Genomic DNA, 24,378 nt, shown 5'->3' with positions numbered 1-24,378 from the left:
ATATGCTTAGCGCACGAAGGGCACCTTAACTGGCAAAACCGGGTACGTCAAGGCGCCCAACCCCAGTGAATACGCGGCTTTCAGCGATATTGCCCCTTATTCACCATAACTTACGACAATCATTTCTCCCGAACTGCTTCATTTACCTGATTAATTGTTCAGCTTTTGGCAAAATTTGTGCGCCGGATCGCGCGATGAGATCATAATTGTAAATATCTGTACGATACTGAGTACGCCCGTCTTCGCCAACAAACGCGGTCAGATAGTAAAGATTGACCGGAATATTGTGTCGAATATTAACGTACCGCGTATCCCCCTGTTTCAGGGCGTCAGAAATACGCGTATCGTTCCAGCCCGCATCCTGCAACAGCATATTGGCAAGCTCTGAGGCTTTGTTCACGCGCACACAGCCAGAACTCAGGGCGCGAGTATCTTTCTGGAACAGGTTGTGGTTCGGCGTATCGTGCAGATAGATAGCTTCTGAACTCGGCATATTGAATTTGTAGCGTCCCAACGAGTTATGCGCCCCTGGAGCTTGCTGGAAGCGGAACGGTAAATTAGACGCCGTAATCGTCGACCAGTCGACCATGTACGGATCGATTGCCTCTTTGCTGTTCCATCCCCGCATAACCGTGTAGCCATGACGTTCCAGATAACCCGGATCGTTCCAGACTTTAGGCAGAATATCTTTGCGCGCCAGGGTCGGCGGTACGTTCCACGGTGGGTTAACCACCACGTTATTCAACGCACTACTCATCATCGGTGTTTTACGATCGGGACGTCCGACAATCACGCGCGACGCCAGTACTTCACTACCGTTCTGGTAATAGACCAGCGAATACGCAGGAATGTTAACCATGATCCCGGTAGAGAGCGTTCCCGGCAGTAAGCGCAAACGCTGGATATTCAGCGCCAGCACCCCTGCCCGCTGCGCAGGTGATACGTTCAGCCAGTCACGCGTCGTCTGGCCGATGACGCCATCGGCCCCCAGCCCCTGAGCGGCCTGGAATTGTTTAACTGCCGCAACCAGTTCGCGATCGTAAGCCGCCGGTTTGGCGCTCACGACCACCGCTTTCTTCTCTTTCACAGAGGCTGATGGACTGACCACGACGTTTTGCGGATCATCGCCGGGCAGTGCAATCTTTGGCCCACCGTCCAGAATACCGGAACGCTTTAGGATCTCACGCAGGGCAGGAACATCGCTGCTCCACTGCCCCGGACGCAGTGTCGCACTGCCACGCATTTGCGGCCACGGACGCGAATCCCCCACCAGTTCAAGAAGCGACTGGTGCAGGGTGGCATATTGCGGATGCGCTGGCGCAAGACTGGCTATAAAGCGGGGTAGATCGCCATTATCGAGGGCCAACTGCCACTGATTAATCACCGACAGCGCCGGCGTTGCCAGCTTATACGGCTTGTCGCTGTACAACCAGCGGTTGCCATTGACCGGAATACCTGCCACAAACTGCAGGTAGCCCATCATCGCATCAGAAAGCACCACGTCCCGCGCTTGCCCGGTGACTGCAGGATCGGTTAACAGCTCAACCCACGCTGTAAACTGAGGCTGGAACCCGGCAATCGCCACTTCCGCAAGCTGTTGCTGAAAGGCACGTACTGCGTCACGGTTGTCCCACATCGGTTTCATATCGCGGGCAGCATAGAGCAGAGTGAGCTGATTGATATAGACAGGTGTGTACCCTGAAGGCAGCCCAGCGTGTAGCTGCTGACGGAGAGAGTCGACGTCAATGCCTTCGGGCAACGGCTTAATACCGGCCATAATAGCCGTTGCAGGTGACTGTTCCAGCGGTTGAGACAACGACGTTGGCTGTGCGCCTGTCGTTGCGGAGCTGTCAGTCGGCACAATTTCAGGCTCATCGGCCTGAGCGGTTAACAGCGGAGCAAACATCACTGCCAGGCATAAGCTGAGCGCAGACAGCTGACGACCACATTTTTTCTTTAGCAACATCCCTTGCCCCCTGTTTTCACGACATGCCCATCACGGTGGGGCTTTCTTCTATTATAGGTAGACGGCAAATCAGTTGCCTTACCTTATGTAAAGAAGTTTAAAGATAACGCAGCCCTAAGCACAAGTTAAGTTTAAAAAAAAAGCGGCGCCAATGCGCCGCTCCTGATCAGGAGACGCTTCAGGAAGCGTCCGCCGTGGTTTCCGGTAATGACTCTGGCGGCTGAGGGGCAAAACCACGCAGCCCAACAACGTGAACGTGTTCGCTGTTCTGGAACACCTTACGCACCAGCTTATAGGTGGTCCCTTTTTCAGGACTGATGTTTTCCGGTGCCGCAATGATGAGCTGCATATCAAGACGCTCGCAAAGCTCAAACAGCGTAGCAATAGAGCGGGCATCAAGACGCGCCGCTTCATCCAGGAACAGCAGTCGACATGGGGAGATGTCTTTGCCGCGCAGGCGGCGTGCTTCATCTTCCCAGCTCTGTACCACCATCACCAGAATGGACATCCCGGTACCAATTGCTTCACCCGTAGAGAGCGCCCCCGATTCCGCACGCAGCCAGCCGTCGGAACCACGGTTAACCTCAACTTCCATTTCCAGATAGTTACGGTAATCCAGCAGCTCTTCACCGATGGTTTGCGGCGTGCGTTGCCCCATATCAATCTGCGGGTTCAGACGCTGATACAGCTTCGCCAGGGCTTCAGAGAAGGTCAGACGGTTGCTATTGAACAGATCCTGATGCTGTTCGTGCTGCTCTGAGAGCACTTCCAGCAGCGTCGAGTGGGCTTCACGCACATTGACGTTAAGACGCACGCTGTTTACCTGGCCAAACGATACGCTCTGCAGACCCTGGTTCAACTGACGAATACGGTTCTGCTCGCGCTGAATGGTTTTGCGGATGATATTCGCCACGCTGCGAGAGCTGATCGCCAGCTTCTGCTCACGGGAGGTCAGTTCTTCCGTCAGACGACCCAGCTCAATTTCCATCTGTTCGATGGCTTCGACCGGATCGTCGGTACGAATGATATCCTGACGAATACGTTCACGCAGGTGCTGATAAACGGCCACAAAGAACTGAATTTTACGCTCAGGACGTTTCGGATCCTCTGACATGCGCAGTACATCGCGCAGGTGCTCGTTGTCCGCGACCGCCAGACGCAGCGCACCCAACGCCTTATCCGACATAGAGCGCAGTTCATCGGCAGAGAGATACGCCAGCTCGCGACGGTGCAGACGGCGCTCAACGTTGTTGTCTTTCACCATCCGCATTACCGCGCACCAGCCCGCTTTCGCGGTCACGACCTGCTCGCGCATTTCATGGTAGTCGCGTTCCAGTTTACGCAGGCGACGCGTCAGGTTATCCATTTCTGCTTCGCAGAAGGTCAGCGCTTTTTCCAGCTGATTGCGGCGTGCGCGGTTATTACTGAGCTGGGAATGCAGTTCGTCACGGCGAATACGCGCCCGTTCTTCTGCACCGCTGTCGGCACGAACGCCGATGTCCTGAAGCTCTTTCTGCAGGTCGTTTAACAGCTCTTTCTTGGTGTCGAAGGAGCTTTTCAGCGAGGCCAGCACCTGGTTGTACTGGTTCAGCTGTGCCGAGTGGCTACGCATCGCTTCGCGAGCACGCGTACGTTCCGCTTCAGCCTGCTCAAGACGCTGACGCAGCTTTTCATTCAGGTCGCTGTTGCCGCTCAGCATTTCAGCCGAATCGGAGTAGCCGAAATGTGCACGACGCTGCACGACTTCCGTCAGGGCAAATGCCTGCTGACGCGCTTCGCGCTGCACCTGTTGCGACCAGGCATAGTCTTCTTTTAACTGCTCAAACTGTTCCGGGTCACTCTGCAGAACAGAGACAACCGACTCCAGCTTCGCCAGTTGATTACCATGCTGCTGAATGAAACGCGCAGCTTCCTGGGCTTCATCAAGACGTTCCTGGATCTCATCCACACGGTCGGCCAGGGTTTCATCCGCCAGCAGATTCAGGCGTGGCAAAATGCGGTTAAGAGCAGCAACGCCCTCTTTCGCTTGTTCGAACTGAACACGGCTCTGCTGGTTGTCATTTTCATGACTGGCAATGGCGCGTTCCAGTTCACCACGACGGGTATTGAGCTTACGGATTTCCGCTTCCGGGTCAGCATCAAACGCCACGCCCAGGTGGCTGCCGATAAAGCGGCTAAATGCCTGGTGCAGGCGCTGGGTTTTCTGCACGTCAAACGACAACGTCGCAAAACGTTCAGACAACGTTTCTCGCTCGGCGTGCAAACTTTCAATGCGGCTTTCACGTGCAGCGCGACCAAACAGAGGCAGCTCAGGGAAGCGGGAATAACGCCACTGACGGTCAGCGATTTTCACCACCACCGCTTTTTCCAATTCGTCGACACTGAAGACGCTGTCATCGAACGACTGCGGATCCCCTTCGATCAGGTAGAGATCTTCCGGGCAATCTTCCAGACCAGCAAGCTGCTCGGAAACCAGCGACAAATCCGGCACCACAATCGCGTTACGCGATGGGCCATAGAGTGCTGAGAAGTACGGGGCATCGTCCAGTCCGACATCGTCGTAAATCTCGGACAACAGCACACCGCCGAAACGTTCAGCCAGGGTATTCAGACGCGGATCTTCCGCACCACCCGGCTGGCTTAAGCGTTCAATCTCTTCATCAACGTCACGCTTACGCGCGCCCACTTCATCACGCTCAACAATGGCCTCGCGCTCGCGCTCCAGCAGTTGCTGCAGGTATTCGGTCACTTCCTGGCTGGATGTAAACTCTTCGCCGCACTGCTCGCTGATCTGGTTCAGGCTGCTTTGCGCCGCCAGCCAGACAGGCGCACGCTGCAACAGAGTTTGAGAGCGAGACTGAAGCTGCTCCATCTCCTGACGCAGGGTCATACGCTGTTCACTGGCGCTGGAGACGGTGTCGGAGAGTGCGGCGATACGCGCTTCCAGCTCCTGATGCAGAGCCTCGAGATCGTCGATATCGTAATTTTTACCCTGACGCTTGCAGAACTCCGCCAGCAGACGCTCCGCTTCCTGTTGCTCGCGCAAGCGCTGTTCCAGCTCGTTCAGACGCATACGCAGTGGCTGCATCTGCTCGGCCAGATGTCGCTGGTTCACGCCGTCGCGCAGCAATTCGCGGGCGATGTCCCATGCTTCATTGCGCGCCAGCGGACCGTTAATCGCCACCACCAACTGATAAGCTTGTTCAAACTGGCTGTGTGCCGTTTGCGCGACGCTCATTTTCTGTTCGAGAGAGAGCAGCTTCTCGGTTGCTTCCTGCTCTTTAGCCTGGAAGGTATCCAGCCACTCATCAGCGCTTTCTGGTGTCAGATCAGGCAGGTGGCACAGCTCTTTTGCACGCTGTAACGCCTGCAATGCCTGGGTGTATTGAATTGCACGCGTCTGCTGCACATCCAGCGCCTGCTGATAATCAGCAAGCTGGCTTTTCAGCTCATCGACTTCCAGTTCGGCGGCTTCAGCGCGGGCTTCATTCTCTTCCTGCATGTCGGCAGCTTCAGCCACCACTTCATTCTGTTCTTCGAGACGAATTTGCAGCTCATCGAGGTCCGCTTCGTAGCGTTCGATTTTCTCCTGCTGGCGCAGTGCGGTCTGCACCAGATTCAGGTGATCGCTGGCGGCCTGGTAATCCGCTTCCAGATCGCCCTCAGCACCGGTGTGCTCGCCCAGCTCGCGTGCCATTTCGACGTGCTTGTACTGCTCGGCCACCAGCTGTTTACGGGAGGTAAACAGCTCGCGACGGTACTCTAATGCCTGATCGAGATGCACGCGGCGCTCGTTGGCGTGACGCATGTAGTCCGCAGCCACGTAGTTAGTAGCTTCGCTGATCAGGTGTTTAAACAGGTCGCGGTCAGACTGGGTAACGCGAATCGCTTCCAGCGTCATGCGGTTTTCACGCAGTGCGGCTTCCATATCCTGGAAGGCCTTACGCACGCCGCTGTTTTCCGGCAGCAGGTAGTCTCGCAGCGAGCGGGTAATGGCGCTGGAGATACCACCGTACAGCGACGCTTCGATCAGACGATAGTATTTGCTACGGTCTGATGCCGTGCGCAGACGACGCGCCACCACGCCCAGATCGAACATCAGCGAGTGGTAGTCGGTAATGGAGTTGAACTGCTTGAACTGCACGCCTTCGATGGCTTCGAGCTTGTCTTTCAGCTCCTGCAGCGTCAGCACGCGCGCCTGGCGCTCGTTCAGGGTTTCCGTTAGCAACGCCGTCGGCTGCATAGATGTTGGCAGCCCCTGGATCGCAAACGGTTTGATATCCACTTTACGGTCGCGACCCGCGACCTGCTGCAGGCGTACGCCCACCACCACACGCTGATGACGGGAGTTAATGACGTCCAGCACCGAATAGCAGACGCCAGCCTTCAGCTTACCGTGCAGACCTTTATCACGGGAGCCGCTTGTTGCCCCCGCCTCGGTGGTGTTACGGAAGTGCAGCAGCGTCAGATCGGGAATCAGCGCCGTAACAAACGCAGCCATGGTGGTGGATTTACCCGCACCGTTACCGCCGGAGAGCGTCGTGACCAGCTCATCCAGATCGAACGTTCGGGCGAAGAAGCCGTTCCAGTTAATCAGCGTTAGTGAGCGAAATTTACCGCGTTCAATCATTACTCTTCCTCCCCGCTATCCGGCAGATTCTCTTCATGCTCATCATTGAGCTGCAAATGGTTTTCCACCGGCATCGCTTCACCATCGCGGATCATGCGAAGCTGCGCCTCACGCGCGTCATCGCCCGTACGCACATCGGCGCCGAAGCGGAAGACAGATTCCGTAATGCGGAATTTGCTGCTGTCGTGGCCCATAAACCAGACCATACCCAGACGACGCAGACGGTTCAGGGAAGAACGAACCTTTTCCTGTAATTTCTGACGATCGAGATCCGAACCCGTGGAGCGGTTGTTCACCAGCTTAAGCAGCTTGCTCTCATCTGCCAGCGTCAACAGCTCGTCGTAAAGTTCCTGCTGGGTGAAGATCCCTTCATTCGCCAGACGTTCCGGGCTGAGATAGAGATAGCAAAGAATTTTGCCGACCATCATATCCAGCTCGGAAAGCACGGAGCGCGGAATCAGCGTCGTGGAGCGTGGACGCAGGTAGAAAAACCCTTCCGGTGCGCGGATAAGCTCCACGTTATAGCGCGCATAAAACTCTTCCAGGTACTCCTGGAAGTCCATCAAAAAGGCGTGATTATCCAGCTCGTCTAAGCCAATGTGACGACCGGCACGCAGCTGGCTGTCCAGCGCCGGAAATAACGGATTCGCCAGCGCCTGTGCCAGCTTAACTGGCATCACTTGTTCAATATTTGTCAATGACATGCGCCTGTACCTTGGCTCCGTAATCGTTAATTGGCTGCCACTTCGGCGGCAGTCCGGTGAAATCTGCTTGTGCGACACCCAGGCGCACCGCCTGGTCTACCACAATGCGGGCAACATCGAAGTGGCGTGCACGAGGATATTGCGCCAGATAGTCGCGCACCACGAGACCAAGATCCAGCGGCACTTGTCTGGTTTTGTAGACAGCGAGCTGTTCTTCGATCATGGCCGCAAGTTGCTCACGAATTTCGTTGAATTCTTCGTATTCCAGATCCGGTGGCAGTTCACCGGTCACCTCTTCATCACGCAGCGCCATCTCTTCGTCGCGCATATCCAGCAGACGATCGGCATTAGCGTAGGTCAGCGCCCACGGCGCATCGAAATAGGTCTGCACAGACTGACGCAGACGCTGGGCAAAGACGCGGTTTTTATCCATATCAATCGCGGTACGGATAAATTTATGCACATGGCGGTCATAGCCGATCCACAGGTCGATCGACTGCTGTCCCCAGCTAATAATGCGATCGAGTTTACTCTGCAAATCAAAGACCAGACGGTCGACAAAATGCAGATCGTCATGTGCCATGGTCGCATCCTGAATGCGTAGCAGGTTGGCCTGGAGCTTATCCCCTGCGGCCTCCAGCGTATCCTGCAGTTCACGCAGCGTACCGGAGGTTTCCGACAGCAGCAGTTCGCAGCTGGAGATGGCCGCGCGCCAGTCTTTGTTCAGCAACTGCGCAATATCGTCTTTCACCTGCTGCTGCTGTTCGTCCATCAGACGCTGAGTCAGATCGATACTGTCGAAAATCTCCGCTACCGAGTATTTCAGCGGTGCGTAAACATTGCGGTGCCAGTGGAATTCGTCACCGTTTTCATCCGCCGCGTCGGCAGCACGCTTAAGTTCACCCGCAACAATCGAGAGCTGCATGGAAAGACGCAGCGTGGAAAATTCACGCTGGCGAATGTAGTAATCGGTGATGCCGATGCCCAGTGGCGTCAGGCGATAGATGGCGTTTCCTTCCGCCTGCTCGCTGGTAAAGCGGTTCAGCAGACGTTGACGCACCATATCGTTAATTGCGTTGTTGGCACGCACGCTAATGGTTTCGCTGGTTTGCTCAAACGCATCACTGACATGGCGGAACGCATCCACCAGTTCACCCTCGCTCATTTCACCATCCAGCCGTTCACCGTTCAGCGTGGCAACCGCCAGCAGGAAAGAGAGTCTGTCTACCGGCAGCGAGATGGAGAAATCGTTTTTCCTGGCCCAGGCAACCAGTTCGGGGACTGTCTGGGAAAATTCACTCATAGGTTATCCTTGCATCTGCGGCTTGTGCGCGGTGACGTGAATATAGCGGCCAAGGCTGATAAAAGGCTCCTGACGGCAATACCGCGTTTCTAATTCTGTTAAGGTGTCAAAACAGTCACGCTGTTTGTGTTTTTCACGCAGATAATCATGAAACACCCTGACGCCCGTCTTCCCAACGATCTGCCAGCCAATCTCTTCCAGCCAGCCGTACACCTGCTGTGGATCGCGCGGATAGTCCGGGGAAAGCGTGCGCTTTTTCTTTTTCGGCATCCCGACCTGAACATAGTCGAAGTTACCTGCAACCATGTTATGCATCAGGAAGCCGTTAGCATTGTAGAACATCAGCGACAGCGTGCCGCCCGGGCGTAACATCGACCACAGGGTTTGTAATACGCTTTGCGGATCGGCAACCCACTCCAGCACCGCATGAAACAATATCAGATCAACCTGGGTTTCCAAATGCTGTGAGATATCCTGAGCGGCGCATTGTATAAAATGCATGTTGTCGCTCACACCTTTCTCTTCTGCTGCACGCGTCGCACGGGCGACCATTTCAGCAGAAAGATCGCAAAGCGTGACGTGATGACCGCGCTCGGCCATTTTTATCGCCGTCTGCCCTTCACCGCCTCCGGCGTCCAGCACACGCAACGTTTGACCGCCAAAGGTGGCAAGAATGTTGTCCAGATCCTGCCAGAGGATCGTCTGACGTAACTGCCCTTTCGTGGTGCCATAAATGTTGCGCGAAAACTTTTCCGCGATGTCATCAAAATTGCGATCCCGCATTGGGAGAGTTCCACTCGCTAACTGCAAAACCGCTATTTTGTCACACCCGCGCGGAGAATGAACCTCTCTGGTGTAATATCACGGGTAATCACCTGCTATATGGTCAAAAAAGGAACCAAAAAGGATGCTTTTTACCCTTAAGAAATACATTGGAGGGATGATGCTTCCCCTTCCTCTGTTGCTCATCATCATCGCGCTGGGGCTGGCGCTGGTGTGGTTCAGTCGCTTTCAGAGAAGCGGCAAAACGCTTATCACGCTTGGCTGGTTTGTCTTGCTGCTGTTGAGCCTGCAGCCGATCGCGGATGGCCTGTTACGCCCAATCGAAAATAAGTACCCGACATGGCAGGGAAATCAGAAAGTAGCGTACATCGTGGTGCTGGGCGGCGGATATACCTGGGACCCTGACTGGGCACCCAGCTCAAACCTGATCAACAATAGCTTGCCAAGGTTAAACGAAGGTATTCGCCTGTGGCTTGCGAACCCGGGATCAAAAATGATCTTCACCGGCGCGGCGGCCAAAACGAACCCGGTAAGTACGGCTGAAGCCGGTGCCAGAGTCGCGGAATCACTCGGCGTGCCACGATCCGCTATCATCACTCTGGACAGCCCAAAAGATACCGAAGAAGAGGCGGCTGCAGTGAAGCAGGCGATTGGCGATGTCCCGTTCTTACTGGTGACCTCCGCCTCACACCTGCCACGAGCGATGATTTTCTTTGAAAAACAAGGTCTGCACCCGCTTCCCGCACCAGCAAACCAGATGGCCATTGATGCCCCGCTCAACCCATGGGAACGGGCAATCCCGTCCCCGGCGTGGCTGATGCATAGCGATCGCGTCGGCTATGAGACGCTCGGTCGCCTCTGGCAGTGGCTGAAAGGTTCCTCAGGCGAGCCAGGGCAAGAGTGATTTTGTCGCCAGATCGAAGTTTGCGCGATTAAAACGCCCGGTATTGACCAATTGCGCGACTTCGTCCCAAAGCAGATAAAGCCAGCGTCGCCAGAGAAACGCTTCTGCAACGGGCGCGCGTTGAAGGTAGTGCCAAAGTAAACCTTCCGCCGCCCCGCTGTCGCTGAGCCTGAATAACTCATATTCGCGCGGAGCCCAGAGCATGATCCCCGGCCCGACCATCGCCAGAAGCTGATCGCTGCGGGAATCTTTCAGCATGCTGCGCAGGGTAAAATTACCGTGGATCAGCACGCAGTTATCATTAAAGCCTTCAAACAGCGCCGGTAAGCACTCGCGGGTGCGAAACAGAATACGTTTGTCCTGCATAGTTAAACCGGTGTTATTGAACTGGTTAAGCGTCCCCCACAGTACTTCAACCCGCTGGCGATACCACAGCGGCCACAGGTTTTCCTGGGTACTGTCGACCGGACCGACAAGTCCACGGCTATCCTGACGGTGCCAGGCCAGCAGCGCCTCGACTATCTGGTCTTTCAACTGTTCCCAGCGTTCCGGCGTACGCGCCGGTGCTTCAACAGGCACGCCACGCAAACGCTCGATCAGCAGTACGTCCGGGCCGGGGTGTTCCTCATGTGTCATCACGCCGTACACCGTTGGCATACGCACGGTCCCCTCCCGTGCCAGCATCGACATTTTCCACGCAAGCTGCCTGGCAACCCCCGGCGAGGTAAAACTTCTGGCCATCAGTGGCATTGGGTTACCCTGACTGTCATACAACGACCAGAGCGCGGTATCGGCCTTTTCACTCACGCACTCAACCCGGCTTAACTTCTCGCCCAGCAGATGGCTAAGTTCGGCACGCAGCTGTTCCATATGAGATTACCCCCATCAAGACTACTGCTTTTATAATGAGCGCGCAGAATGAAGATGTCACCCGGAAGAGATCAATTATGGAAAAGAAAGGGAAAAAATAGCAGGGAGAGAACATCCCCCCGAAAGGAGGGATGAAGGCAATATTAACGCAGTTCGGCGCGAACGCGCTCAAGATCTTCCGGTGTATCAACGCCCGTTCCAGGCACTTCCATGGCAACAGCAACGTGGATTTTTTCACCGTACCAGAGCACACGAAGCTGCTCCAGCATTTCAATATGTTCCAACGGGCTGGGTGCCCAGGTGACATATCGACGAATAAAGCCGGCGCGATAGCCGTAAATCCCCAGATGGCGCAGGAATGAATCACCGATAGTCTCTTTAGAGAGCGCAAAGCGATCGCGATCCCACGGAATCGTGGCGCGGGAGAAATAGAGCGCATAACCTTCGGTATCCATCACCACCTTCACCGCATTCGGGTTGAATGCTTCTTCAGCGTGGTGAATGGGTACTGCGAGTGTGGCCATACCGACCTGACGTTGTGCCAGGTTTTCCGCCACCTGACGGATAATAACCGCCGGGATCATCGGCTCGTCGCCCTGGACGTTAACGATGACCGTATCGTCACTAAAACCGCATTTTTCAACCACTTCCGCCAGACGTTCAGTGCCGGACTGGTGATCGGCACGGGTCATGCACACCTCTCCGCCGACTGCCTCGACCGCGCGGGCGACGTCCGGATGATCGGTAGCAACGATAACGCGATCGGCACCCGATTCACGTGCACGCTCCAGGACATGCACAATCATCGGCTTGCCGTTGATATCCACCAGTGGTTTACCCGGCAGTCGCGTTGACGCATAACGCGCAGGAATAATGACAACAAAACTCATGGCTTGCTCTCTTCTGCCACCAGGGAGCGGGCTTCGTTTTCCAGCAATACCGGAATGCCGTCACGCAGCGGGAAAGCCAGGCTGTCCAGCTTGCAAATCAGCTCTTGTTTGTCCTGGCTATAGTAGAGTTTGCCGTTGCACACCGGGCAGGCAATAATTTCAAGTAAACGGTGATCCATAGTTCCTCCGTATGGGTAATCATTAAAGCTTACCACATTCCCTTTTCAGAGAGTGCCTGTTTCCCAGCCACTTCGGCAGGTTGTAAACAGTCCGTCAGGTACCCGCCCCAGCGTCACGTTGCTGGCCCCCTGCCAGCGAGCAAAATCACTTATAGCGGACGCTAACCCTTTTTCCAGACTCGCTGACACTCTGATACCCTCTTCCAGATAGAGCGCGATGACCTCAAGCGTATCGGTTTTACGGTGCATTTTGGCGTCCATGCGCCCGACAAGCTGCCCCTTGTGCAGCAGAGGCAGAACAAAGTAACCATACTGGCGCTTCGGGGCTGGAGTGTAGCACTCCAGTCGGTAAGTAAAACCGAACAGTTGCTCGGCTCTTTTTCTGTCCCAAACCACCGGATCGAAAGGAGACAGCACCGCGCTATGTGTTGCCTGAAGTTTTCCTTCCTGAGCCTGAGGCAGAAGCGGAAGTAGCTCCGAATGCAGCCACATTTCTCCCAGTGTTTCCACTGTGACGGGAACGACTCGCTGTTCGCGCTGCCATATTTCCAGCAATGGTTTCAGCGCGGGCTGGCGCAGGCGGTAATAATCTGCCAGCCACTGTGGGCGGAAAATACCCAGACTGCGGGCACTGTTTTCCAGCATGACATCCTCAGCCGCTTCCTGAGTCAATAAGTCACGCTCATCGTCCCAGTGAGGCATCACACGATGGGTCAGGTCGTATACACGCTGAAAATTACGCCGTTCAATCACCATGACCTGGCCTGACGTAAACAGTCCTTCAAGATGGCGTTTGTGCGGCTTCCACTCCCACCAGCCGCTCGTACCTTTTCGCGGATGCTCAAAATCGGCAGAACGTACAGGTCCGTTTTCCTGAATGTGGCGGATGAGTTGCTCAATCTCAGTTGCATGTTCCAGCATCCACTCTTGCCGGTACTTCCAGCCCATCTTCTCCGGAGCAAGCATCCGGTGACGAACCAGGGCAAAATCACTGCGAGGCAGGAAACAGGCTTCGTGCGCCCAGTACTCCATTAACTCCCCTTTGCTGAGAGCCTCATCCAGCCATTGCGAGGGATAATTCCCCAGACGGCTAAACAGCACCAGATAAGGGCTACGGGCCACGATGTTAATGGTGTCGATTTGAAGTAGCGACATGCGCTGAACGGTAGAGAGGATATCGGCAGATTGCGCGCGGCGACGGGGTTTTTTGAGTAACCCCTGCGCAGCAAGGTGCAAATTACGTGCGGCTGAAAGCGAGAGTTGCGGTAAAGACATGCGTTTTCCTGTCAGTCAAAGCGCCACCAGAACCGCGTAAGCCTTCACTTCACCAACGCGATCAGTTCCTTGAGTAATTGTTCCCGTTGCTCGCCGCTGAGTTCAGCGTCAACCGGCAGGTACCACCAGTTTTCTTTTGCAAAGGCACGGCATTTCACCGCATCTTTTTCGGTCATGATCAGCGTCTGTCCCGGCATAGTCAGGGCATCGACCTGCTGTTCCACCAGCGCCTGGTGGTCCGCCAGCGGCACACATTTTTCAAGCTGTGCGCCACACTGTTCCAGCGTCGTGAAGAAACGTGGAGGATGGCCAATACCGGCCATCGCCACCAGGGCGGGAAGTTGTGCAACTTCCCGGCGTTCCCCGGTCTGCAAATTCACCGCCAGACCAGGATGGAGATGCATAGGGATTTCACCCGTTTTTGCCACACCGCCATTCACAATGACCGCATCTACGGATTTCAGACGTGAAGCGCGTTCGCGCATCGGCCCGGCCGGCAGCCACCAGCCATTGCCAAAACGACGAACGCCATCAATAACCACAATCTCTTTGTCACGCGCCAGAGCATAATGCTGCAGACCATCATCAGTGATGATGATTTGTACCGCATGTTCTGCAAGCAGTGCCTGCACGGCGTCGCTGCGCACCGGAGAAACCGCAACCGGAGTGCCGGTACGCTGGTAAATTAAAACCGGTTCATCACCCGCTTCAGCAGTCGATGTTTCATCCGTCAGCAGCAGTGGGTAATGCGTTGCCTTGCCGCCATACCCGCGCGACACTACGCCGGGGCGTATACCGCGTTTTTGCAACTGTTCCACCAGCCAGATAACGACTGGCGTTTTACCGTTGCCACCGGCGGTGAGGTTACCGACAACCACTACCGGAACCGGCGCGCGCCATGCGCGTTTGAGCCCCAGACGATAAAGAAGACGAATGACACCGCTCACCAGGCCATAAAGCCAGGAGAGCGGTAGAAGCAGTAGCCACAGCGGCGATTCACCGGACCAGATGCGTGCAATCATGCGCCAAACTGCATCTTATGAAGCTGGGCGTAAACACCACGGTGCTCCAGCAAATCAGTATGACTTCCGCGTTCAACAATGATGCCATCTTCAACCACGACGATTTCATCAGCCTGCTCGATAGTCGACAGACGGTGTGCAATCACCAGCGATGTACGGTTCTTTTGCAGTTCATCCAGGGCTGACTGAATCGCGCGTTCCGATTCCGTATCCAGCGCCGAGGTCGCTTCATCAAGGATCAGAATTGGGCTATCGCGCAGCAGCGCACGCGCAATGGCGATACGTTGACGCTGCCCACCGGAGAGTAGCACCCCGTTCTCACCGATTATGGTATCCAGTCCGTTATCCATCTTGTTGATAAAGTCCATTGCGTACGCCATACGCGCGGCGTTTTCAATCTGCTCGCGGCTGTATTCATCAGTGCGTGCATAAGCAATGTTGTTTGCAACAGTATCGTTGAACAGATGCACGTTCTGTGAGACCAGCGCAACCTGGTTACGCAGCGACTGCAGGGTGTACTCTCGCAGGTCATGGCCATCCAACAGAATCTCACCTTCGTTAATATCATAGAAACGGGTGATCAGGCTGGCAATGGTCGATTTACCTGAACCGGAACGACCAACCAGTGCAACAGTTTTCCCCGCCGGAATGGTCAGGTTGATGTTGCGCAGGGCCGGAGTTTCACGGCCAGGATAGGCGAAAGTGACATTGCGGAATTCGACATCGCCACGGGCGCGCTCAATCACGCGTGTACCTTCATCTTTCTCCTGCTCGGAATCCAGAATGCTGAAGAGAGTCTGACAAGCAGCCATCCCACGCTGGAACTGGGCATTGACGTTTGTCAGCGATTTCAGTGGACGCATCAGAGCAATCATCGAGGAGAAGACCACGGTGATAGTACCCGCCGTCAGCGTCTCCATCACGCTAGGGAAGCTTGCCGCATACAGAACGAATGCCAGTGCCAGAGAGGCAATCAGCTGAATAACAGGGTCAGAGATTGAAGAGGCCGACACCATTTTCATCCCCTGCAGGCGCATTTTGTTGCTGACTTTGTCAAAGCGGTGGGTTTCGACTTCCTGACCGCCGAAAATCAACACCTCTTTATGTCCTTTCAGCATCTGTTCTGCACTGGTCGTCACCTGCCCCATGGTGTTCTGCATATTCTTACTGATATTGCGGAAACGTTTTGAGACGACGCGAATCGCAATAGAAACCACCGGTGCCAGAACGATAAGGATGATCGACAGCTGCCAGCTGTAATAGAACATCATCGCGAACAGGCCGATAATCGACGCGCCCTCACGCACAACGGTAATCAGTGCGCTTGATGACGAGGAGGCAACCTGTTCTGAGTCGTAGGTAATGCGAGACAGCAGCGTCCCGGTCGACTGTTTATCAAAGAATGAGACCGGCATGCCCATCATGTGACTGAACAGACGGCGACGCATAGTCATAACCACTTTCCCTGATACCCAGGAAATACAGTAGCTGGAGATATAGCTGGTGATGCCGCGTAAGATCATCAGTCCGATAACCACCAGAGGCATCCATAGCAACACTGAGCGATCCGTTTTACCAAAACCGTCGTCCAGTAACGGTTTGAGAAGCGATAGCATAAAAGTATCGCTGGCTGCGTTGAGGATTAACGCTACACCCGCCACGATCAAGCCTGGTTTAAAGGGCGCAATCATCGGCCAGAGTCGGCGGAAGGTTTGCCACGTGGAGAGATCTTTGTCGTTATGCATTCAAAAAACCAGCATTTGTTGAAATAGCCGCATATTCTACCCGTTATCTACGGGCGCGCCAAACCACTGATGATACCAACGTGGTAAAAATTGCTCTCGCAAGCGCAGGATTTGCCAGCGATGTTGCGAAAATGTCACCGATATTTGTCCAGAATGGGGGGTATCATGCCAGATATATCCCTCTTTTCGATAACGTCGAACCACTTTCGCCGACGGAAATCGCCATGCGTTATAGCGTGCCGCCGAATCCAGGGCAATTTGCCCTTCTACCCGTTGAACCAGTGGCAATGAAGAAGACGTCTTACTGCCATGATGAGGTACCTGTATGAGTGTAGACGTCACATTACGCCAGTAATGGCTGAGCATTGCCTGTTCCGCTTGCGCTTCAATGTCCCCTGTCAGCAGAACACTCTGCTCGCCGTCGTCAATTTTTACCACACAGGAGTGGTTGTTTCCTTGAGCAGGATAATTTTCAGGTGGCCAATGGACGGCGAAGGTCAACCCCTGCCAAATCCATCTCTGCCCACGAAAACAGGGATGATGTCCCGCTTGGCGTAATGGACTTCTTATCCACAAATCAGGCCATGTTTTTTGCAGCGATACCAGCCCTCCCGCATGGTCAAGATGCTCATGACTGAGAATTACGCCTTCTGGTCGCAGGTGATGCCAACGGAGCCACGGAATAATTAACCGCTGCGCACTATCGCCGCCTGGCCAGGCGAGCCCGGTATCATAGAGAATGGCTTTTCCCTGTCTTTCAATAACCATTGCCAGGCCCTGCCCCACATCCAGCATATGTAACGTCCAGCTATCGCTTTTTGCCGTTCGCCAGAGGGGAAATGTGAGTATGACACTTCCAGCCAGGCAAACGGCAGGAACACTGCTCCAGGCACGAAACCGCCAGCCAACAATGATAAGCCAGGGGAGTAATGTGAGGGACTGCCAGCGTTGATCCACATTTTGCCAGCCATCAGGCAGGCGCATCAGCAGCCAGAACAATACCGCCAGAGACTTTTCGGCTGCAAACCAGATGGTACTTTCCAGGGCCGTCAGTGGAAGCAGATGAAGCAGCATACCGAGCAGGATCAGCGGGACAGAGACCAATGTCACCAGGGGAACGGCAAAGAGATTCGCAACCAGGGAAGAGATGCTGAAGCCATGGAAAATCAGGACCTGCAAAGGCATGAGCAACAGCAGCATTCCTATCTGAAGATAAAGCAGATTCAGTAGTGGCCGCATCCAGCGAGCCCTGTGTCCGTGAGGAAGAGGCAACCACTGAAACCAGAAAATCAGTGCGGTAACCGCAAAGGCTGACAAGAGCAGACTCTGTGAAAGCACAGCTAATGGATCGATTAGCAGGATTGCCGCAACACAGCAAAACCAGATCTCCCAGGGGGACCATTGACGGGCGGCGATCCGCAACGCCGCCAGCATAGTAATGGCGGTAACCGTTCGCAATGCCGGGGGTTGCAGACCAGTAAGCCAGGCATAGAAGGCAGCAAAAACCACCCCAGCCAGCAGAGGCATCTGCCAGCGGATCCAGTGGCAGGGTAATAAAAACTGGAACCCACGTGCGAGTAGCCAGGCGATGGATGCTGCCATCGCGATATGCAGTCCTGAAATTGCCATCAGATGGAGTGTGCCGGTTTCCCGCATCAGGTCTTTTATTTCCTGGGGTACGTCCAGACGTTCTCCCATCCCCAATCCAAGGATAACAGCCCCCCATTGATAAGAAGAAAGCCGGTTTTGCAGTGACATCAGGTATTGAGCACGCAGGCTACAGCGTCCATCGACGAGTTCCGCATGGGTGAAGCGCCCACTCAGTGTTTGATGTTGGGCAAACGCGCTTCGCTGAAGATCGTAGCCCCCGTCATTTAATTCTCCATGTACAGGCCTAAGTCTGAGCGTCATGGCCCAGCGCTGGCCGGCACAAACCTTTTGCGGCAGTGCATTGCCATACAATGTTACGCCAGCCGATGTCCACCCGCGTTGGCCATCGACGCTGATAATCTTTCCCTGATGCATTGTTGAACCATCAGTGGCGGTGATCTCTACCTCAGCATGTACAGCATCTGACGTTAAATGTTGCATTGGCCAGACGCTCTCTTGAGCGGAAAGAATTCCCCATACGCAAAATAATAAACCGATCCCCACATATTTCAGTCGTACGCGCCGCTGCGCGGCCAGCCCTATTCCGCCAACAATCATTATCCACACGAAATAGCGTGGTGGCAGTTCAGGTAACCAGAGTAACGGAGTTATCGCCAGAATGGCACAGACGCTAATAGCGGGAATTCTCATGACTACCTCCCTGTCTCAGGAAAGGCAGTATGCAGGCAGGCAGGGTGAGCCGTCAGTTGAGAAAAATGCGTTTTACAGCAAGCGCTGTATTGATTTTATTGGTTTGCAGAAAGCGAAATGAAAAATGCGCGGTTTCTTCAGAATTGAAACGATAAAGACAAAAAAAGCACCCGCAGGTGCTTTCTTTCGAACCCAGTTTAACCCGATGGCTAAACTCAGTTACCGTAAATATTGGCGCGGTCGCGCAGTTCTTTACCCGGCTTAAAGTGTGGAACGTACTTACCTTCCAGCTCGACTTTATCACCCGTTTTCGGGTTACGCCCGGTGCGTGGAGCACGATAGTGCAGAGAAAAACTACCGAAACCGCGGATTTCAATGCGCTCGCCCTGGGCAAGAGTGGAGGCCATATGCTCCAGCATCTCTTTTACGGCATCTTCCACTGCCTTGGCAGGGATATGCGGTTGCTGACTGGCAAGTCTTTCAATCAATTCTGACTTGGTCATGATTCCTCCGGTTCCTTTCAAACCAATTAGCTGAACAGCTCATTAAACAAGGGCGGCCGTAGCCGCCCTTTGTTATTGATTACAGGACGAATCCTGCAATCTGTCAAGTTTGCTCCTCATCCTTCACGCTGTAAATGCATTACAGCTCAAATGATGCTGAGAACTTGATATTACTCGCCTTTAGCTGCTTTGAAAGCTTCAGCCATTGCGTTGTTAGAGAAGTTTGCATCTTCCTGTTTGTTAACAGTTGCGATTGCATCTTTCTCATCAGCTTCGTCTTTAGCACGAACAGACAGGCTGATTGCACGGTTCTTACGGTCAACACCGGTGAACTTAGCTTCAACGTCGTCGCCTACGTTCAGAACCAGAGTGGCATCTTCAACGCGGTCACGGGAAGCTTCAGAAGCGCGCAGGTAACCTTCAACGCCGTCAGCCAGTTCTACGGTTGCGCCTTTAGCGTCAACTGCAGTCACTTTACCGTTTACGATTGCGCCTTTCTTGTTCAGTGCAACCCAGTTGTTGAACGGATCTTCTGCGAGCTGTTTAACGCCCAGGGAGATACGCTCACGCTCTGCGTCAACCTGCAGAACAACTGCAGCGATTTCGTCGCCTTTTTTGTATTCACGAACTGCTTCTTCGCCTGCAACGTTCCAGGAGATGTCAGACAGGTGAACCAGGCCATCGATGCCGCCGTCCAGGCCGATGAAGATACCGAAGTCAGTGATAGACTTGATTTTACCTTCAACACGGTCACCCTTGTTGTGGGTTTCCGCGAACTGCTGCCATGGGTTGTTTTTGCACTGTTTCAGGCCCAGGGAGATACGACGACGTTCTTCGTCGATATCCAGAACCATCACTTCCACTACATCACCAACGTTAACAACTTTGGATGGGTGGATGTTTTTGTTGGTCCAGTCCATTTCGGAAACGTGCACCAGACCTTCAACGCCTTCTTCGATTTCAACGAAGCAGCCGTAGTCAGTCAGGTTAGTAACGCGACCAGTCAGTTTAGTACCTTCTGGGTAACGCTTAGCGATAGCTACCCATGGATCTTCGCCCAGCTGTTTCAGGCCGAGGGATACACGAGTACGCTCGCGGTCGAACTTCAGCACTTTAACAGTGATTTCGTCGCCCACGTTCACGATTTCGCTTGGGTGCTTAACGCGTTTCCACGCCATGTCGGTGATGTGCAGCAGGCCATCAACGCCGCCCAGGTCAACGAATGCGCCGTAGTCAGTGAGGTTCTTAACGATACCTTTGACTTCCATGCCTTCCTGCAGGTTTTCCAGCAGCTGATCGCGTTCTGCGCTGTTTTCGGACTCGATAACAGCACGACGGGAAACAACAACGTTGTTACGCTTCTGGTCCAGCTTGATTACTTTGAACTCAAGCTCTTTGCCTTCCAGGTGCAGGGTGTCACGGACTGGACGAACGTCTACCAGAGAACCTGGCAGGAACGCACGAATACCATTCAGCTCAACAGTGAAGCCACCTTTAACTTTGCCGTTGATAACACCGACCACAGTTTCAGCTTCTTCGTAAGCTTTTTCCAGCGTGATCCATGCTTCGTGACGTTTAGCTTTCTCACGAGAAAGCAGGGTTTCACCGAAGCCGTCTTCTACTGCGTCCAGAGCAACGTCAACTTCGTCACCAACCTGGATTTCCAGCTCGCCCTGGGCGTTTTTGAACTGCTCTGCCGGAATGGCGGACTCAGATTTCAGACCGGCGTCAACCAGTACTACGTCTTTGTCGATAGCAACAACAACACCGCGAACGATGGAACCCGGACGGGTTTCGATTTCTTTTAAGGATTCTTCAAACAGTTGAGCAAAAGATTCAGTCATGTTTAATCTTCAGGTTAATATTAACGTCCACCTGGCTCCGTGCCGGATGGGGTTGTTTCACATACCCGCCGTCAATCCATTGCAGCGGGGGTACTGCTAAATCGGTCGCGATTACGCGAGTGCCAGTTTTTGGCGCGCATATTGTAGCGCTTTTTCAATCACTTGCTCAATAGTTAAACTGGTTGAATCCAGAACTAATGCATCTTCTGCAGGAACAAGTGGGGCGACGGCGCGGTTACGATCGCGGTCATCACGCTCTTTTATCTCGGATAAAAGGCGATCAAAGTTAACACTAAACCCCTTCTCCTGCAACTGAAGCATGCGGCGTTGAGCACGTTCTTCAGAAGAGGCGTCAAGGAAAATTTTCACTGGCGCATCAGGGAATACCACGGTTCCCATATCGCGTCCGTCGGCGATCAGACCCGGGGCTTCACGGAAAGCGCGCTGACGGCGTAACAGAGCCTCGCGAACGCGCGGGAAAGCCGCCACCTGAGAGGCCGCATTCGCGACTTCCTGAGTACGAATTTCGCCACTTACGTCTTCCCCTTCCAGGATGACTTCCAGGTTGCCATCGGTCGAGACAAAACGCACATCCAGATGCGCAGCCAGCGGTACCAGCGCTTCTTCAGACGCAACATCCACATGGTGATGCAGCGCTGCCAGAGCCAGCACGCGATAGATTGCTCCCGAATCTAAAAGATGCCATTGCAATGCTTCCGCCATCGCTTTGCACAGAGTACCTTTCCCTGCGCCACTAGGCCCATCAATGGTGATTACCGGGGCAACTGCCGTCATCTTTTTCTCCTTAAATAAGGCATACCGTTTACATGAACGCCGCGCATTATACGCGCCAACGTGCGCAACTGTTACCTTTGCGTGCAAATTACGGAATGATTGAAGCAGATGTAGAAGAAATGAACGGAAATGAACGTCAGGAAGCGTAAGGAAATGCCGCATCAGATGATGCGGCAAAACATCATCAGGCCAGCGTGCTAATGCGTGCCAGCTGTTCGAAGTAGTCCGGGAAGGTTTTCGCGGTACATTTCGGGTCAAGAATGGTGACCGGCGTGTCTGACAGCGCCACCAGCGAGAAACACATCGCCATACGGTGATCGTTGTAGGTTCCGATTTCCGCAAACTGCAGTTTTGCCGGAGGGGTCACGCGAATGTAGTCTTCGCCCTCTTCCACCTCGGCACCGACTTTTCGCAACTCTGTCGCCATTGCGAACAGGCGGTCCGTCTCTTTTACGCGCCAGTTGTAGATGTTACGCAGCGTGGTGGTGCCTTTGGCAAACAGCGCCGCCGTGGCAATGGTCATCGCCGCATCCGGGATATGGTTCATGTCCATGTCGATGGCGTTCAGCTCGCCGTGGGTACAGGAGATGAAGTCATCGCCCCAGGTGACAATAGCGCCCATTTTTTCCAGCACGTCCGCAAAACGGATATCGCCCTGCACGCTGTTTCGGCCAATACCGGTCACTTTTACGGTGCCGCCTTTAATTGCTCCAGCGGCCAGGAAATAGGATGCAGAGGAAGCATCACCTTCAACAAGGTAGCTACCCGGGGATTGATATTGCTGTGCTCCACGCACCACGAAGCGCTGATAAGACTGGTTCTCCACCTCAACACCGAAGGTTTTCATCAGGTGCAGAGTGATATCAATATACGGTTTGGAAACCAGATCACCCTTAATGGTGATAACCGTGTCCTGCGGTGCCAGCGGTGCAGTCATCAGCAGTGCCGTCAGGAACTGGCTGGAGACGCTGCCGTCAACCTCAACGCTTCCGCCGGTAAAACCTCCGCGCAGACGCAGCGGTGGGTAGTTTTCCTGCTCCAGATACTCAATCTGCGCGCCGCCCTGACGCAGCGCATCCACCAGATGACCAATCGGGCGCTCTTTCATGCGCGGCTCGCCGGTCAGCACAATATTGTTGCTGCCCAGACACAGGGCTGCCGCCAGCGGACGCATTGCGGTACCGGCGTTCCCCAGAAACAGCTCCAGCTCTTCACCAGAGCGCAGTGCACCGCCGTTACCAGTCACTTCACAACGCGTGCGGTCGTCAGACAACGTGTATTGAACTCCCAACGCTTTCAGCGCATTGAGCATGTGGCGTACGTCATCGCTATCCAGCAGATTTGTGAGGACAGTGGTGCCGTTTGCCAGAGCTGCCAGCAGCAGAGCGCGGTTCGAGACACTTTTTGAACCAGGCAGATTAATGGTGCCATCTACCCGCGCGATAGGTTGTAACGTCAGGGATTCCATGAAAACTTAACTCTCAAATCAACATAATAAAAACCCCGCAGCAGGGCTACGGGGGTGAAAACAGCGTAATTAACCGTGGCGACGTTCGAAGTCGATCATGAAATCGGTTAGAGCTTTAACGCCTTCCAGCGGCATCGCGTTATAGATGGAGGCACGCATACCGCCAACAACACGGTGTCCCTTCAGTGCATGCAGGCCGGCCGCGAAGGACTCTTCCAGGAAGACTTTATCCAGGTTGCTGTCTGCCAGCTGGAACGGCACGTTCATGCGGGAACGATTGGTTTTCGCGACATCGTTACGGTAGAAATCGCTCTTGTCGATGACGCCATACAGCAGTTCAGCTTTCTGCTGGTTAACCTTGTCCATCTGCGCCACACCGCCGTTTTGCTTCAGCCATTTGAACACCAGACCGGAGAGGTACCACGCAAACGTAGGTGGGGTGTTGAACATAGAATCGTTATCGTTCAGCACGGTGTAATCGAGAATCGACGGGCAAGATTTATGCGCTTTCCCCAGCAGGTCTTCACGCACGACGACGATAGTCAAACCGGCCGGGCCGATATTTTTCTGTGCGCCCGCATAGATAACACCGTAGCGGCTGACATCAATCGGTGCAGACAAAATGGTGGAGGAGAAATCCGCGGCAACCACGACATCGCTGCCGAAGTTTGGCGTCTCATCGATGGCAATCCCGTCAATGGTTTCGTTCGGGCAGTAGTGCAGATACGCTGCGTTATCAGAAAGCTGCCACTCGCTCATTGGCTTAACGGCGCGCAGACCGTCAACGGTCACTTTGGCGTCGATAACATTTGGCGTGCAGTATTTATGCGCTTCTTTAACGGCACTTGCCGCCCAGTAACCCGCGTCAACATAGTCAGCCGTCGTTTTGTTACCGAGGATATTCAGCGGTACACCTGCAAACTGACCGCGTCCGCCGCCGTGACAGAACAATACTTTGTAGTTCGAGGGAATATTCAGCAGATCGCGAAAATCCTTTTCTGCCTCTTCCGCCACCTGAATAAACTCTTTACCCCGGTGGCTGATTTCCATCACCGACGTACCGAGACCGTTCCAGTCACAAAGTTCCTGTTGGGCCTGTTTAAGCACGTCTGCCGGTAACATTGCCGGACCTGAACTGAAATTAAAGACTTGAGCCATTTCCCCTCACCACGCTAAAAGCCATAAGTTATAACTGT

19 protein-coding genes are annotated in these 24,378 nt (G+C 54.2%); 2 read left to right on the top strand and 17 right to left on the bottom strand.

Going from position 1 to position 24,378, the window contains the following annotated elements; genetic code table 11:
* Positions 1–142: 142 nt before the first annotated feature.
* The 5 genes from ldtD to cmoM form a co-directional block, all read right to left on the bottom strand.
* Positions 143–1,966 (bottom strand): L,D-transpeptidase, encoded by a 1,824-nt coding sequence (gene ldtD, locus ACLHV9_RS08190; RefSeq protein WP_108090340.1) that lies wholly within the window; start codon positions 1,964–1,966, stop codon positions 143–145.
* Positions 1,967–2,144: 178 nt separating this feature from the next.
* Positions 2,145–6,596 (bottom strand): chromosome partition protein MukB, encoded by a 4,452-nt coding sequence (mukB, locus tag ACLHV9_RS08185; RefSeq protein ID WP_108090341.1) that lies wholly within the window; start codon positions 6,594–6,596, stop codon positions 2,145–2,147.
* Entirely contained in the window at positions 6,596–7,300 is a 705-nt protein-coding gene (mukE, locus tag ACLHV9_RS08180; protein ID WP_028019236.1) for a chromosome partition protein MukE, read from the bottom strand. The genes mukB and mukE overlap by 1 nt, the downstream gene beginning before the upstream one ends.
* Complete coding sequence (gene mukF, locus ACLHV9_RS08175; protein WP_028019237.1) at positions 7,281–8,603, bottom strand: chromosome partition protein MukF; 1,323 nt, start codon at positions 8,601–8,603, stop codon at positions 7,281–7,283. The genes mukE and mukF overlap by 20 nt, the downstream gene beginning before the upstream one ends.
* Before the next feature lie 3 nt (positions 8,604–8,606).
* Positions 8,607–9,386 (bottom strand): tRNA uridine 5-oxyacetic acid(34) methyltransferase CmoM, encoded by a 780-nt coding sequence (cmoM, locus tag ACLHV9_RS08170; RefSeq protein WP_028019238.1) that lies wholly within the window; start codon positions 9,384–9,386, stop codon positions 8,607–8,609.
* Between the two features lie 124 nt (positions 9,387–9,510).
* Between cmoM and elyC the strand changes: the two genes are divergently transcribed.
* On the top strand, positions 9,511–10,290 hold the full coding sequence (elyC, locus tag ACLHV9_RS08165) for an envelope biogenesis factor ElyC (protein WP_028019239.1): 780 nt from the start codon (positions 9,511–9,513) through the stop codon (positions 10,288–10,290).
* Here the strand turns inward: elyC and ACLHV9_RS08160 are convergent.
* The 7 genes from ACLHV9_RS08160 to ACLHV9_RS08130 form a co-directional block, all read right to left on the bottom strand.
* Positions 10,267–11,160, bottom strand: a complete 894-nt coding sequence (locus ACLHV9_RS08160; protein WP_049005477.1) for a YcbJ family phosphotransferase — start codon at positions 11,158–11,160, stop codon at positions 10,267–10,269. The two genes, elyC and ACLHV9_RS08160, sit on opposite strands and share 24 nt — an antisense overlap.
* A gap of 143 nt (positions 11,161–11,303) precedes the next feature.
* A complete protein-coding gene (gene kdsB / locus ACLHV9_RS08155) occupies positions 11,304–12,050 on the bottom strand; it encodes a 3-deoxy-manno-octulosonate cytidylyltransferase (protein WP_108090342.1) in 747 nt (248 codons plus the stop codon).
* Positions 12,047–12,229: a protein YcaR gene (ycaR, locus tag ACLHV9_RS08150; RefSeq protein WP_006174474.1), complete on the bottom strand. Its 183-nt coding sequence runs from the start codon at positions 12,227–12,229 to the stop codon at positions 12,047–12,049. Before ycaR ends, kdsB begins: the two co-directional genes overlap by 4 nt.
* A 45-nt stretch (positions 12,230–12,274) precedes the next feature.
* A complete protein-coding gene (locus ACLHV9_RS08145) occupies positions 12,275–13,504 on the bottom strand; it encodes a winged helix-turn-helix domain-containing protein (protein ID WP_028019242.1) in 1,230 nt (409 codons plus the stop codon).
* Between the two features lie 44 nt (positions 13,505–13,548).
* Positions 13,549–14,526 carry a tetraacyldisaccharide 4'-kinase gene (lpxK, locus tag ACLHV9_RS08140; protein WP_407220370.1) on the bottom strand — a complete coding sequence of 326 codons (978 nt, stop codon included), beginning with the start codon at positions 14,524–14,526 and terminating at the stop codon, positions 13,549–13,551.
* On the bottom strand, positions 14,523–16,271 hold the full coding sequence (gene msbA / locus ACLHV9_RS08135; protein WP_028019244.1) for a lipid A ABC transporter ATP-binding protein/permease MsbA: 1,749 nt from the start codon (positions 16,269–16,271) through the stop codon (positions 14,523–14,525). Before msbA ends, lpxK begins: the two co-directional genes overlap by 4 nt.
* 36 nt (positions 16,272–16,307) lie before the next feature.
* Positions 16,308–18,572, bottom strand: coding sequence for a ComEC family protein (locus ACLHV9_RS08130; RefSeq protein ID WP_108090344.1), 2,265 nt, complete (start codon positions 18,570–18,572; stop codon positions 16,308–16,310).
* Here ACLHV9_RS08130 and ACLHV9_RS08125 point away from each other — a divergent pair.
* Positions 18,571–18,693: a hypothetical protein gene (locus ACLHV9_RS08125; protein ID WP_255660271.1), complete on the top strand. Its 123-nt coding sequence runs from the start codon at positions 18,571–18,573 to the stop codon at positions 18,691–18,693. The genes ACLHV9_RS08130 and ACLHV9_RS08125 overlap by 2 nt on opposite strands.
* 94 nt (positions 18,694–18,787) lie before the next feature.
* Here ACLHV9_RS08125 and ihfB read toward each other — a convergent pair whose 3' ends face one another.
* The 5 genes from ihfB to serC all read right to left on the bottom strand — a co-directional run bounded on the left by ihfB (position 18,788) and on the right by serC (position 24,340).
* Complete coding sequence (gene ihfB / locus ACLHV9_RS08120) at positions 18,788–19,075, bottom strand: integration host factor subunit beta (protein ID WP_008499965.1); 288 nt, start codon at positions 19,073–19,075, stop codon at positions 18,788–18,790.
* Positions 19,076–19,245: 170 nt separating this feature from the next.
* Positions 19,246–20,919 carry a 30S ribosomal protein S1 gene (gene rpsA, locus ACLHV9_RS08115; RefSeq protein ID WP_008499966.1) on the bottom strand — a complete coding sequence of 558 codons (1,674 nt, stop codon included), beginning with the start codon at positions 20,917–20,919 and terminating at the stop codon, positions 19,246–19,248.
* A 111-nt stretch (positions 20,920–21,030) separates the two neighbouring features.
* Positions 21,031–21,714 (bottom strand): (d)CMP kinase, encoded by a 684-nt coding sequence (cmk, locus tag ACLHV9_RS08110; protein ID WP_013097305.1) that lies wholly within the window; start codon positions 21,712–21,714, stop codon positions 21,031–21,033.
* A 184-nt stretch (positions 21,715–21,898) separates the two neighbouring features.
* Positions 21,899–23,182, bottom strand: coding sequence for a 3-phosphoshikimate 1-carboxyvinyltransferase (gene aroA, locus ACLHV9_RS08105; protein ID WP_049005471.1), 1,284 nt, complete (start codon positions 23,180–23,182; stop codon positions 21,899–21,901).
* Positions 23,183–23,251: 69 nt separating this feature from the next.
* Positions 23,252–24,340, bottom strand: a complete 1,089-nt coding sequence (gene serC / locus ACLHV9_RS08100) for a 3-phosphoserine/phosphohydroxythreonine transaminase (RefSeq protein ID WP_028019248.1) — start codon at positions 24,338–24,340, stop codon at positions 23,252–23,254.
* Positions 24,341–24,378: the final 38 nt, after the last annotated feature.

Origin of the sequence: Enterobacter sp. CPE_E890, from assembly GCF_046521475.1 — a bacterium.
Taxonomy (GTDB): Bacteria; Pseudomonadota; Gammaproteobacteria; order Enterobacterales; family Enterobacteriaceae; genus Enterobacter; species Enterobacter adelaidei.
Note: the sequence above shows the minus strand (reverse complement) of the source record. Positions and strands in the feature narration are given on the sequence as shown.

Coding starts and splice junctions, on each gene's coding strand:
- ldtD (WP_108090340.1), bottom strand. CDS start 1,966: ATGTTGCTAAAGAAAAAATGTGGTCGTCAGCTGTCTGCGCTCAGCTTA.
- mukB (WP_108090341.1), bottom strand. CDS start 6,596: ATGATTGAACGCGGTAAATTTCGCTCACTAACGCTGATTAACTGGAAC.
- mukE (WP_028019236.1), bottom strand. CDS start 7,300: ATGTCATTGACAAATATTGAACAAGTGATGCCAGTTAAGCTGGCACAG.
- mukF (WP_028019237.1), bottom strand. CDS start 8,603: ATGAGTGAATTTTCCCAGACAGTCCCCGAACTGGTTGCCTGGGCCAGG.
- cmoM (WP_028019238.1), bottom strand. CDS start 9,386: ATGCGGGATCGCAATTTTGATGACATCGCGGAAAAGTTTTCGCGCAAC.
- elyC (WP_028019239.1), top strand. CDS start 9,511: ATGCTTTTTACCCTTAAGAAATACATTGGAGGGATGATGCTTCCCCTT.
- ACLHV9_RS08160 (WP_049005477.1), bottom strand. CDS start 11,160: ATGGAACAGCTGCGTGCCGAACTTAGCCATCTGCTGGGCGAGAAGTTA.
- kdsB (WP_108090342.1), bottom strand. CDS start 12,050: ATGAGTTTTGTTGTCATTATTCCTGCGCGTTATGCGTCAACGCGACTG.
- ycaR (WP_006174474.1), bottom strand. CDS start 12,229: ATGGATCACCGTTTACTTGAAATTATTGCCTGCCCGGTGTGCAACGGC.
- ACLHV9_RS08145 (WP_028019242.1), bottom strand. CDS start 13,504: ATGTCTTTACCGCAACTCTCGCTTTCAGCCGCACGTAATTTGCACCTT.
- lpxK (WP_407220370.1), bottom strand. CDS start 14,526: ATGATTGCACGCATCTGGTCCGGTGAATCGCCGCTGTGGCTACTGCTT.
- msbA (WP_028019244.1), bottom strand. CDS start 16,271: ATGCATAACGACAAAGATCTCTCCACGTGGCAAACCTTCCGCCGACTC.
- ACLHV9_RS08125 (WP_255660271.1), top strand. CDS start 18,571: ATGACTACCTCCCTGTCTCAGGAAAGGCAGTATGCAGGCAGGCAGGGT.
- ACLHV9_RS08130 (WP_108090344.1), bottom strand. CDS start 18,572: ATGAGAATTCCCGCTATTAGCGTCTGTGCCATTCTGGCGATAACTCCG.
- ihfB (WP_008499965.1), bottom strand. CDS start 19,075: ATGACCAAGTCAGAATTGATTGAAAGACTTGCCAGTCAGCAACCGCAT.
- rpsA (WP_008499966.1), bottom strand. CDS start 20,919: ATGACTGAATCTTTTGCTCAACTGTTTGAAGAATCCTTAAAAGAAATC.
- cmk (WP_013097305.1), bottom strand. CDS start 21,714: ATGACGGCAGTTGCCCCGGTAATCACCATTGATGGGCCTAGTGGCGCA.
- aroA (WP_049005471.1), bottom strand. CDS start 23,182: ATGGAATCCCTGACGTTACAACCTATCGCGCGGGTAGATGGCACCATT.
- serC (WP_028019248.1), bottom strand. CDS start 24,340: ATGGCTCAAGTCTTTAATTTCAGTTCAGGTCCGGCAATGTTACCGGCA.